At 51.2% G+C, this 11,919-nt stretch carries 10 protein-coding genes; 7 read left to right on the top strand and 3 right to left on the bottom strand.

Translation table 11 applies throughout. From position 1 onward, the window contains the following. Positions 1–21: 21 nt before the first annotated feature. On the bottom strand, positions 22–723 hold the full coding sequence (locus A918_RS0116325) for an SDR family oxidoreductase (protein ID WP_022712091.1): 702 nt from the start codon (positions 721–723) through the stop codon (positions 22–24). 324 nt (positions 724–1,047) lie between these two features. Between A918_RS0116325 and ade the strand changes: the two genes are divergently transcribed. The 6 genes from ade (at position 1,048) to A918_RS0116295 (ending at position 8,714) form a co-directional block, all read left to right on the top strand. Further along, the gene (gene ade, locus A918_RS0116320; RefSeq protein WP_245257348.1) at positions 1,048–2,787 is read left to right on the top strand and encodes an adenine deaminase; all 1,740 of its coding nucleotides are present in this window, start codon (positions 1,048–1,050) and stop codon (positions 2,785–2,787) included. Beyond that, positions 2,784–4,040 carry a threonine ammonia-lyase IlvA gene (gene ilvA / locus A918_RS0116315; RefSeq protein WP_028233901.1) on the top strand — a complete coding sequence of 419 codons (1,257 nt, stop codon included), beginning with the start codon at positions 2,784–2,786 and terminating at the stop codon, positions 4,038–4,040. Before ade ends, ilvA begins: the two co-directional genes overlap by 4 nt. A gap of 377 nt (positions 4,041–4,417) precedes the next feature. Then, complete coding sequence (locus A918_RS20825; RefSeq protein WP_371257529.1) at positions 4,418–5,974, top strand: DEAD/DEAH box helicase; 1,557 nt, start codon at positions 4,418–4,420, stop codon at positions 5,972–5,974. Positions 5,975–6,158: 184 nt separating this feature from the next. Next, positions 6,159–7,202 (top strand): cysteine synthase A, encoded by a 1,044-nt coding sequence (locus A918_RS0116305; RefSeq protein ID WP_022712087.1) that lies wholly within the window; start codon positions 6,159–6,161, stop codon positions 7,200–7,202. 113 nt (positions 7,203–7,315) lie between these two features. Beyond that, positions 7,316–8,062: an alanyl-tRNA editing protein gene (locus tag A918_RS0116300; protein ID WP_033316203.1), complete on the top strand. Its 747-nt coding sequence runs from the start codon at positions 7,316–7,318 to the stop codon at positions 8,060–8,062. A 100-nt stretch (positions 8,063–8,162) separates the two neighbouring features. Beyond that, positions 8,163–8,714 (top strand): GNAT family N-acetyltransferase, encoded by a 552-nt coding sequence (locus A918_RS0116295; RefSeq protein WP_022712085.1) that lies wholly within the window; start codon positions 8,163–8,165, stop codon positions 8,712–8,714. Positions 8,715–8,725: 11 nt separating this feature from the next. On the opposite strand, the gene A918_RS0116290 is transcribed toward A918_RS0116295, so the two are convergent. Together A918_RS0116290 and A918_RS0116285 are read right to left on the bottom strand one after the other, a co-directional pair. After that, positions 8,726–9,526, bottom strand: coding sequence for a GGDEF domain-containing protein (locus tag A918_RS0116290; RefSeq protein WP_022712084.1), 801 nt, complete (start codon positions 9,524–9,526; stop codon positions 8,726–8,728). 200 nt (positions 9,527–9,726) lie between these two features. After that, positions 9,727–10,128, bottom strand: coding sequence for an MAPEG family protein (locus A918_RS0116285; RefSeq protein WP_022712083.1), 402 nt, complete (start codon positions 10,126–10,128; stop codon positions 9,727–9,729). A 633-nt stretch (positions 10,129–10,761) separates the two neighbouring features. Between A918_RS0116285 and A918_RS20820 the strand changes: the two genes are divergently transcribed. Continuing rightward, positions 10,762–11,919 (top strand): septal ring lytic transglycosylase RlpA family protein (locus A918_RS20820; RefSeq protein ID WP_022712081.1); only part of this gene is annotated, 1,158 nt, incomplete at its 3' end.

The following is an 11,919-nucleotide window of genomic DNA, read 5'->3' as shown; positions in this document are numbered from 1 at the left end:
GCCGGTCGCGGCAAGATAATCTTAAACTGAACGCGTAATGCCGCCATCAACGCGGATATTCTGGCCGGTAATATAACCCGCGCCATCAGACGCCAGAAATGCGATGGTTTCGGCAATTTCCTGCTCGGTACCGTAGCGCTGCATCGGAATACGGTCTTTGAATTCCTGCTTTTCCGGCAGGCTGTCGATAAAGCCCGGCAGAATATTATTCATGCGGATATTGTCAGCAGCATATTTGTCGGCAAACAGCTTGGTGTAGGAGGCGAGGCCAGCGCGGAACACACTGGAGACCGGAAAAGCCGGATCCGGCTCAAAGGCTGCAAATGTTGAGATATTGATGATCGAGCCGCTTTTTTGCGCCTGCATGATTGGCGTTACCAGTCGCACAGAGCGCACCACATTCATGAAATAAACATCCATGCCGCGATGCCAGTCTTCATCTGAAAAATCCAGCAAACCGCCACGTGGCCCGTGGCCCGCGCTATTCACCAATACGTCTACGCGACCCCATTTCTGATGTGCGCTGTCGATAAGCTTTTGCAGGTCATCATTAGACTGGTTGCTGCCGGTTACGCCGATGCCGTCATAGGTCTTTGCCAGCGCTTCACCTTTGCCAGATGAGGATAAAACTGCAATTTTATAGCCGTTATCCGCCAGTTTGCGTGCCGCCGCTGCGCCCATGCCTGAACCACCGGCAGTAATAATCGCTACTTTTCCGTCCATATTCTATCGCTCCCGATTTGAATTTTCCTGAAGCTGCCATGAAAATGCTTTTGCTGTAAAGTATTATATAGTCAGTGTTATAATAATTATTGTGCCGTTTGAGAGACGCGGCTTAGCTGTGTAATCCGATGAGATAATTGCTTAAACAATCAAAACAAACTGGTAATTTCCGGCTAAACTTGGCAAAACTGATTTTTGCCTGAGCCGGATATATTTATGACCGGTCATGCCATGGAGGCTATCTTGTCATCATCAGATCTTAAAAAGTCAAAAACTGAAATCAAATCATGGGCAGCATCTGCGCCTGTTCTGGTTGATGTTGCCATGGGGCGCAAGCCAGCCGATATGGTGGTGCGTAACGGTCGTCTGGTCAGCGTTTACTCTGGCGAGATTGTTGCCGGCATTGATATTGCTATTGTCGAAGGGCGTTTTGCCTATGTTGGCCATGATGCAACCCATTGTATCGGTGCGACAACCAAGGTTGTGGATGCCGAAGGCCGCTATCTGGTGCCGGGTCTGTGCGATGCACATATGCATGTCGAGAGCGGCATGGTGACTGTGACAGAATTTACCCGTGCGGTTGTTCCGCATGGCACGACCTCGATGTTTATTGATCCGCATGAAATCGCCAATGTGCTTGGGCTTGAAGGCGTGCGGCTGATGCATGATGAAGCTATGGCCATGCCAGTCAATGTCTACGTACAGATGCCGAGCTGTGTGCCTTCTGCACCGGGACTGGAAAATGGCGGCGCGGAAATCGGTGCGGCAGAAGTGCTGGAAGCCATGAGCTGGCCGAATATTATCGGTCTTGGTGAAGTGATGAACTTTCCCGGTGTTGCCAATAATGACCCGACCATGCGCGGCGTGATTGATGCCACGATGAATGCCGGTAAGACGGTCGGCGGCCATTATGCTTCGCCTGATCTCGGACGTGCATTCCACGGCTATGTGGCCGGTGGCCCTGAGGATGACCATGAAGGCACACGCGCGGAAGATGCGATTGCTCGTGTACGTCAGGGGATGCGCGCAATGCTGCGCCTTGGTTCCGCATGGTTCGATGTGGCAACACAGGTCAAAGCGATTACCGAGCAGGGCTTGGATTCCCGTAATTTTGTGCTCTGCACCGATGATAGCCATTCCGGCACTCTGGTGCATGAAGGCCATATGGATCGCGTTGTGCGCCATGCTATTGCGCAAGGCTTGAAGCCGGTGACGGCCATTCAGATGGCGACGATTAATACGGCTCAGCATTTCCGCTTAGAGCGCGAAATCGGCTCTATCACACCGGGTCGCCGTGCGGATTTCCTGATCGTGTCTGATCTCTCGGCGCTGACGATTGAGCGCGTTTACGGACGCGGTGTCCTGCTGGCTGAGCAGGGCAAACTGGTTGCGGAAATTGCACCTTATAAATATCCGGCAAAAGCGAAAAACACTGTAAAGCTTGGTCGTAAGTTCTCGGCACAAGACTTTGATATTCAATCACCAAAGCCAACTAAAAATGTAACGGCGCGCGTTATCGGCGTGATTGAAAATCAGGCACCGACACGCGCTTTGGAAGCCGAACTTTCAGTGAGTGACGGCATTGTGCAGATGGATCGCCGCAATGATGTTTGCCAGATTGCTCTGGTTGAGCGTCATCGCGGTTCAGGACAGATTACCAATGCTTTCGTGTCCGGCTTTGGCTATACGCTGGATTGCGCGCTGGCTTCAACCGTTGCCCATGACAGCCATCACATCATCGCTGTCGGCACCAATAAGGAAGATATGGCAAAGGCCGTTAATCGTCTGGGTGAGATCGGCGGCGGCGTGGTGCTTTATTCCAAGGGCAGGGAACTGGCCTGTGTGGAAATGCCGATTGCCGGACTGATGTCTGATGAACGTGCCGAGATCGTTGCAGCAAAAGCGGACAAGCTGGTGAAAGCCATGGCTGCGATGGGGTGCACATTGAATAATGCCTATATGCAGCACTCGCTGCTGGCTCTTGTGGTGATACCGGAACTGCGCATTTCCGATATCGGTTTGGTGGATGTGCGTAGCTTCGAGAAAGTTGATTTGTTCCTATGAGTGATTTTATACAATCGGTAAAACAGGCTACGCAGCAAATGCGCGGCCTGTTCGGCGAAACACCTTTGCTGCGTAATGATTATCTGTCGCGCAAATATGGTGCGGATATCTGGCTGAAACGCGAAGACCTGACGCCGGTACGCTCCTATAAAATCCGTGGTGCATTCAATTTTATTTCTGCCGCGATTAAAAAAGCCGATCCGAATGCGGTTTTTGTCTGTGCGTCTGCGGGCAATCATGCGCAGGGTTTCGCCTATGTCTGCCGCCATTTCGGCCGCAAGGGCGTGGTCTTCATGCCGGTGACAACGCCGCAACAGAAGATCGACAAGACCCGCGCTTTCGGTGCCGAGTTTATCGAAATTCGTCTGGTCGGCGATATTTTTGACCAGTGCTATGCCGCCTCGCAGGATTATGCCAAGGCTGAAGGCGGGTTGATGGTGCCGCCATTCGATCATATGGGCATCATCACCGGTCAGGCATCGGTTGCGCAGGAAATTTCCGAACAATTGCCGGAAGGCAAAATCCCCGATCTGATGATGCTGCCGGTTGGCGGCGGCGGTCTTTCTGCCGGTGTAACGCTTTATGTGAAAGCACTGGGCTGGCCGACAGAGTTTCGCTTTGTCGAGCCGCAGGGTGCGCCGAGCCTCAAACTCAGCCTTGAAGCAGGCAAGCGCGTCAAGCTGCAGACTGTTGATAATTTTGTTGACGGTGCGGCTGTTGGTGAGCTGGGCGCAGAGAATTTCAAAATTCTCAAAACCTATCCGGCATCATCCGTTATCAATGTGCCGGAGAACCGTCTTTGCGGCACGATGACGGAAATGCTCAATGTTGAAGGCGTGGTGCTGGAGCCAGCCGGTGCTCTGGCAATTGATGCTCTGAAAGATTTCAAGAAGAGCGAACTCAAAGGCAAAACCATTGTTCTGGTGGTTTCCGGCGGTAATTTCGACTTTGAACGTCTGCCGGACGTCAAAGAACGTGCGCTGCGCTATGAAGGGCTGAAGAAATATTTCATCTTCCGCTTCCCGCAGCGTCCGGGTGCATTGCGCATGTTCCTCGATCTGCTGGGGCCGGAAGATGATATTGCTCGTTTCGAATATTTGAAAAAATCGGCGCGAAATTTTGGTTCTGTGCTGATTGGTATCGAAACGAAAGATGCGAAGAACTTCGCTATTCTCGATAAGAAGTTCAAGGAAGCGGGCTGGGCCTATCAGGATATTACCGATAATCAGGTTCTAGCTGATTTCATCATCTGATGAAGGTTTAAACAGTGTCCTATGTTTATTTGCATAGGACACTGTTGTTTATTTCATTTGCTTTTTAACACGAAAGCGCCCATATGCAGGTCAGGCGCTTGGGTCTGATGCGAGATATTGCATTAGGGCTTTCCATGCTGGACTTCGTTGCGTCTTGAAACTTTGCCTCATGAAGAGGTGAAATAATCCGGTCATTCCGTACCGGATACGGCAGCGCAAGTCGCGTGAGAACATCAATGTTCCGGCGCTTCGTCGTATAAAAATTTGTTTCCGGATTGCCAGCTGCGCATGGTGGTCTGATGATGCGTGTGTCCGGTTCTCCCGGCCGGCAGCGCATATCGAAAGCTTATATTTTGACAAATCAAAATGAAACCGACCTGACCGCTGTTGCGGAAATTCAGGAAACCTCCGGCTTTGCCGCTAAAACTGAAGATAATGCTGGCTTTGCCGCTTTGGGCATTACCGGTCTTTTGCTGAAAAATCTGGATGCAGCGGGCATGACTTCGCCAAAGCCAATTCAGCAGCAATCCCTGCCAGCCCAGCTTAAGGGCAAAGACATTCTGGGTATCGCGCAGACCGGCTCCGGCAAGACTGCGGCATTCTCCCTGCCGATCATCGAGCAGATTTTGGCACTTGGCGATAAGCGTCTGCCTAAAACCTGTCGTGCTCTGATCCTCGCGCCAACCCGCGAACTGGCTGTGCAGATTGAAGAAACCGTTCGTGTGCTCACCAAAGGCGCACATCTTTCGACCGCTTTGATTTTGGGCGGTGTCTCCCGCGCCTCTCAGGTGCGCAAAATGGCGCCGGGCGTGGATATTCTGGTGGCAACACCGGGTCGTCTGACCGATCTGGTGCGTGATAAATGCGTTGATCTGTCCGCCACCAAATGGCTGGTTCTGGACGAAGCCGACCGTATGCTGGATATGGGCTTTATCAATGATGTGAAACGCATTGCCAAAGCAACACGCTCTGACCGTCAGACTGCTTTGTTCTCGGCAACCATGCCTAAGGAAATTGTGGCATTGGCTGAAGGCCTGCTGCGTGATCCGGTGCGTGTTGAAGTTTCACCTGCCGGTACAACTGCGGCTGAAATTACACAGGTTGTTTATACCGTACCGACCAAGGACAAGAAAAAAGCGCTGTCCGGCCTTTTGACCAATCCTAAGCTGGAAACCGTTATTGTCTTCACCCGCACCAAACATGGCGCGGATGCGGTAACACGTACGCTGGAAAAAGACGGTTATTCTGTTGCAGCCATTCACGGCAACAAATCGCAGAACGCCCGTCAGCGTGCGCTGAACGGCTTTAAAGACCGTTCCGTGCGTGTGCTGATTGCTACTGATATTGCTGCGCGTGGTATTGACGTTCCGGGCATCAGCCATGTCATCAATTATGACCTGCCGGATGAGCCGGAGAGCTATGTACACCGTATTGGCCGTACCGGTCGTAATGGTGCCTCCGGTGCAGCGATTACACTTTATGACGGCGGTACAGAACATGCAAAGCTCAAGGCTGTTGAGCGTGTTATCCGCAATAAGCTGACATTGAAAGACCTGCCGCCGCAGTTTGGCCCGTTGCCTGAGCGCACAGAAAAACCAACTTTCGAGCACGAATGGCCAAAGCCTGATCCGCGTGCCACCGGCAAGCGTAAAACCTCGCGCCCGTATAAAAATCTGGATAAAGCACCACAGCGCACCACTGGTTTTTCCGATGTGCGTGAACTTTATGATGATGCCGCACCTGCCAAGCCACGCGAAGCAAAGCCTGCACAGGGCGAACGTGGCCGTCAGAACCGCAATCATTCCGGTCGTGGCGGCAAAAGCTCCGCTCAGGGCGCCGGTTATAATTCCGGTCAGGCCAATAGCGGCAAGCCTGCGAATAAAAAGACCTTCCACCGCAATAAGAAACGTGCGGGTCAGGACTGGAACAGCTAATTTATAAGCCTGTTCTAAACCTTGCATAATAGTGAAATAAAACACCGCTGGAACGCTTTCCGGCGGTGTTTTTTTATTGTCGGATGCAGACTTGCCGGAAAACTGTACCTTGAATAAGCTGTTCAGCAACAATAGGTTCGGCGCAGCAATGCGTATTTCTGCGCAGAATTAAAGGACAAATATAATGGTGCAGTCAGGTGTAACAAATTCTGTGATCGAGGCGATCGGCAACACGCCGCTGATCCGCCTGAACAAAGCTTCAGAGCTCACCGGCTGCGAGATTTTCGGCAAGGCTGAATTTGCCAATCCGGGACAGTCCGTCAAAGACCGCGCGGCGCTTTATATTATCCGTGATGCAGAAAAACGCGGGCTTTTGCGCAAAGGCGGCGTGATTGTGGAAGGCACTGCCGGTAATACCGGTATCGGCTTGACCATGGTGGCCAAAGCACTTGGCTATCGCACTGTTATCGTTATCCCTGAAACACAAAGTCAGGAAAAGAAAGATGCTCTGCGCCTGCTGGGTGCGGAACTGATTGAAGTTCCGGCTGTTCCTTACAAAAACCCGAATAACTATGTCCGGCTTTCCGGCCGCTTGGCCGAGCAACTGGCCAAAACCGAGCCGAATGGCGCGATCTGGGCAAACCAGTTTGACAGCCAGATCAACCGTCAGGCGCATATTGAGACAACAGCACCGGAAATTTGGCAGCAGACTGAAGGTAAAATTGACGGTTTCATTTGTGCGGTCGGTTCCGGTGGCACACTGGCCGGTGTGGCAGAGGGTCTGCGCGGCTTCAGCAAAGATATCAAAATCGGGCTGGCTGATCCGGAAGGCGCGGCGCTCTATTCCTATTACACCACGGGTGAACTGAAGGCTGAGGGATCATCCATCACGGAAGGTATCGGGCAGGGACGTATTACCGGTAATCTTGAAGGTTTCAAACCGGATTTCGCCTATCAGATCAGCGATGCAGATGCTCTGAAAATCGCTTTTGATCTGGTGCAGGAAGAAGGTCTCTGCCTTGGCGGCTCATCGGCTATCAATATTGCCGGTGCTATCCGCATGGCGAAAGATCTTGGCAAAGGCGCACGGATTGTGACAATTCTGGCTGATTACGGTAATCGCTACCAGTCGAAAATGTATAATCCGGCCTTCCTTGAAGAGCGTGGCCTGCCGGTGCCGCAATGGCTTCTGACACGTTCAGACATTGCAGTCCCTTACGAGGTGTAAAACCTAGTCTCTATGTTGTTATCATAGTTTCAGGAAAAGCGGTTTTACTTTTCCTGAAACTGCTTTAAACCTCTCGCAAAAGACTTTTTCTTAAATATTTGCATGAGGGTATGATGACACAGAGTCTGGAAACCAATCCGCTTTTCCGCGAAGATGCTTATCTGAAAGCGACACCGGCCAAGGTGATCGGTCTCACGGATGAAGGCGGCGTTATTCTCGATCAGACTGTGTTCTATGCCACATCCGGCGGGCAGCCGGGTGACAGCGGTTTGCTGCGCCGTGCTGACGGCAGCGTCATTCAGATTGCCACCACTGTTAACGGCGCAACCAAGAATGATTTCATTCATGTGCCTGCTGAAGGTGAAACACTGCCACAGCTTGGTGAAGAGTTGATTGCAGAGATCGACTGGGAGCGCCGTTTCAAGCTGATGCAAATGCATACAGCCTGCCATTTGCTTTCCGTGATTTGTCCGTTTCCGGTGACCGGCGCTTCGGTCAATATTGATGACAGCCGCATTGATTTCGACATGCAGGGCAATGACCTGACAAAAGAGCAGGTCAGTGAAAAGCTGATGGAAATGGTCAATGCCGCATCGCCGGTGACTACAAACTGGATCAGCGATGAAGAACTGGCTGCCAATCCTGATCTGGTAAAATCCAAGAATGTGCGCCCGCCAGTCGGGCAAGGACGTATCCGTTTGGTGCTGATCGGCGACAATGGTTCCGTGGACTCTCAGCCATGCGGCGGCACGCATGTGGCCAATACCTCTGAAATCGGTGAAATTCATATCGGCAAGGTTGAGAAAAAAGGCAAAGAAAACCGCCGCTATCGTATCCGTTTCGGTAAGGCTCCGGCATAATATCGCTGCTTTTCCTTGTCATTATCAGGAAAACAAAGCAGTTGAGCGATCCGGCGTACATAATGAAATATGCATGCCCTGAAATAAAGATCGGAACCCTATGAGCGATCCTACGGATAACGACGATAAAACGCTCGCTGATGAAGTGAGCGTTAATATTACCCGGCTGGAAATGGCTGCGCCGTTAAATGTTGCGGTGCCTTTGCCTGCCGGTCTCCGGCTGGCAATCATGCTGGCAGAAAATATGCCGGTGCATCTCTATCGCTATCTTTATGAGGTCATAGGCAAGCCGCATCACTGGATGCTGCGCCGTATGCAGAATGACGAGACTGTTACCTCGATCATTCAGGCCGAAGAAACCCGCATTCTGCTGCTCTATGTGGATGGTTGTCCCGCAGGTTTTGCTGAAATGCGACTCAATTTGCCGGAGAGCGTCGATCTGCTCTATTTCGGGCTGGTGCCGGATTATCAGGGGCGGGGCCTGGCAAAATTCTTCTTTGCCGAGGCTCTGGCAGCAGCATGGTCGCATAATCCGGAAAAACTGCGCCTTGAAACCAATACGCTTGATAGTCCGCGCGCTTTGCAGCTCTATCAGCGCATGGGCTTTTCGCCGGTTTCCACAGCTGAGGACGTGATTACGCTCTGGAAATAGAGCGTAATCCGTCAGAAATTGCGCCGGTCCCGGCTTTCTTCCGCATCTGAAATCAGGTGAATTTTCCTGGCATCTGTTTCAGCTGCTTCTGCCGGTTCAAAAACAATACAGTTCCGCCCCTGATTTTTCGCCTCATAAAGACAATGGTCGGCACGGCTGAAAATCTGCGAATTGCTGTCGCTTTTATAGGCAAGGGCTCCGCCCGCACTGATTGTCAGCGGTTCAACATGGCTCTGTGATACATAAAACGGCGTATTCTCTATTTCCACGCGAATACGCTCGGCAACGCTGATAGCGGCAGCGCGGCTGGCATTGGGCAGGTAAACGCAAAATTCCTCACCGCCGACACGGCCAACCAGATCACCTTTACGGGTCACATTCTGCAAAGCATAGGCGATCAGCTTTAAGGCGCGGTCGCCGACTGTATGGCCGTATTTATCATTGATGTTCTTAAAGTGATCCGCATCAATGAGCAGTACTGCACCTGCGTCCTGACGGGAGCGGACAGTGCGCATCATTTCAAAGAAAGCCTCTCGATTATAGAGGTTGGTCATATAATCGATCTTTGAACGCGCCTGTAATTCATGATGGGCTTTCTCCAGATCGGAAAATGCTTTTGAAAGCTGCGTATTACGGTGAAACACTACCGTCATCGCCGGAAAAGCGGTAATCAGGGGGAGGATCAGACTCAGGCTGATGCTGAGCGTGCCAACCGGCTCATTGCGGATAAGCCCGACAATCATGTTGATTGCAACACAAAGCAGCGCAGCCGCAGCAGAAACAATAAAGGCTTTTATAAGAGCTGATTTCATAGTCTGTTCAAATATCCCTGAGCGTATGCTGTAGTCTGAATATTTCAGTTAATGACTGGAAATGCTGAATAGAAATTACTGGCCAACCCGATATTCTCCTCCACATAAAGGAATAGTTCTTTCAAGCCTATTAAAATCAGGAATTGGCGTAAATTCTTTATAAATAAGAGCTTTTTATTTTAGCGATACATAAACCTGCATTATACGAATAGCCCCGTCAGTGCCAAAATTATCATGCCAAGTCCGGCCAGAGAGACAACCCAGATCAGGCTTCGCACATAAGGAATCCCGAAAGCATAAGCGGGAATATAAAAGATGCGCCCGATAACATAGATCCACGCGCCTGCAGTAGTGAACCCGCTTTCCCGACCGGCAATATGGGCAATAAGCACGGCAGCGAGAAACAGGGGCAGGGTTTCATAAAGATTGCGCTGCGCCCGTTGCAGCCGTGCGGTGATAATGCCGACAGGTGGCCCCGCCTCATCACGTGGTCCGGCATTATAATCCAGACCTGTCTCGCCGTTGCGGAAAAACGCAGGAAGTAAAACCTGAATAATTGCTACAATAAGCATGACGACAGCAAGGTTCAGTTCTGTACTCAAACTCTTCTTCCTTCATCGGAGGCAGATGCATGTCCGCAGCATTTCTGACAGCGGTTTATTTCAGGAAAAGATCAAAGCAGAATTTCATCTGTCCCCAGCGAAATATAAACTTGGTTAACGCGGGCACATCAAGAGAAATCCGGCACCGCGATTTTGGGGCGGATAAAGCTGCTGACAGATATTTGTTTGTTTCTTCATGGCAATAAACCATTGTTAATAAAGCGAGTTAATCAAATAGGGTTTGTTGTTCTGCTGATTATCAAAAAAGAAATTATCCCCCGAAATACACATAAATAATGAAAGATCTGATTTAAATATGTAGGCGAAAAAACCGGCGGGCAAGGTTTGGGGATTTGCTTTGTGCGGATTTTTAAGATTCTATCAATTAATTCTTGCGAACAGTCGCCAAATGTTGTGCATTTTCCGCTCTGAACAAAGGCGGGATAAAGGTTTTGAAACTGTTTCGTTTTACAAGTGACAGGCTGGCATTGTCTGACTGGTATAAATGACAGGGGAAATGCCGGTTTTGTTGCAGACTGAATGTTGTTGTTTGTAATGGGTTTGAGTAGCGTAATGAAGTCATTTCAGAAACAGCCGCATGGGCCTGTTGCAATGAACAAGAGCGGGGGTCGGATGCTGCATTCTTCTCGGGTGAAACATATTCTTTGTCTTGGTGTGGTGGGATTGCTGGTTACAGCCTGTGCCTCTCCCCAGCCGGAAGTGAAGAAGAAAAAGCGCTCCAAGGAATATTTTGCAGAATCTGTCTATGGCGTAAAAGCCAGTCCGCGTGTTGCCAATGGCAAGAAAATCCCGCGCGGCGGCGGCCGCAATCAGGTCGGCAAGCCTTATAAAGTCAAAGACAAGTGGTATAAGCCGAAGGAAGACCCGAATTATGTGAAGGTCGGCCGCGCTTCCTGGTATGGTTCGGCATTTCATGGCCGTCTGACCGCCAATGGTGAAGTTTATGACATGACCCATCTGACAGCCGCGCATCCGACCATGCCGCTGCCAAGCTATGCCCGTGTCACCAATACCGCCAATGGCAGTTCAGTTATTGTACGCGTGAATGACCGTGGCCCTTATTCCAACGAGCGTATCATTGATATGTCGGAAAAAGCGGCTGAAATGCTGGATTACAAGCATCACGGCACCGCGAATGTTAAAGTGGAATATGTTGGCCGTGCGCCTTTGCATGGTCAGGATGATGCATTCCTGCTCGCCTCATACCGTCCGGCGGGCGGCGACAGCATCGGCCAGCCTGCGACAGGCGTGATGATGGCCATGAACGGCCCGACACCGACATCTGCACCAAACCGTGCAGAACAGGGTGCGGCCAGCGCATTTGACCAGATTTCCGCACAGCCGGAGCTGCCTTTCGGTTACGCTGACGGTGCAGCGCCTGTGCTGCCATCTGTTATTCCTGTGCCGCTGGATAAGCCATATGGCCTCTATGCATCTGCGCAGAATGATATTCTGGTCAGCGCCTATGCCGGAAACCGCATCGCTCAGGCCAATGAGGGTATCTATTCCAAAGTGCTGATGCCGGATGCAGCCTCTGCCGAATGGCGCAATGCGCAGGCCGCAAAATATCTGCAGGCCGGTGCGGAGCAGGGTGAGTTTGTTGATCTCGGTACTTTCAGCAGCAAAGACGAGGCAGACCGTATTGCCTCCGCGCTTAAAAATATCGGAACAATCAGCAGCAGCATGACCCCGCAGGCTCAGGGCGATTTATACAGCCTGACTGCAAAATCACGCAGCGGCAATAATGACGCGCTGTTGCAGGCCGCATGG

The organism is Pseudochrobactrum sp. AO18b (assembly GCF_000409565.1).
GTDB classification, from domain to species: Bacteria; Pseudomonadota; Alphaproteobacteria; order Rhizobiales; family Rhizobiaceae; genus Pseudochrobactrum; species Pseudochrobactrum saccharolyticum.
The sequence above is the reverse complement of the archived record's forward strand: the minus strand, read 5'-3'. Positions and strand labels throughout refer to the sequence as shown.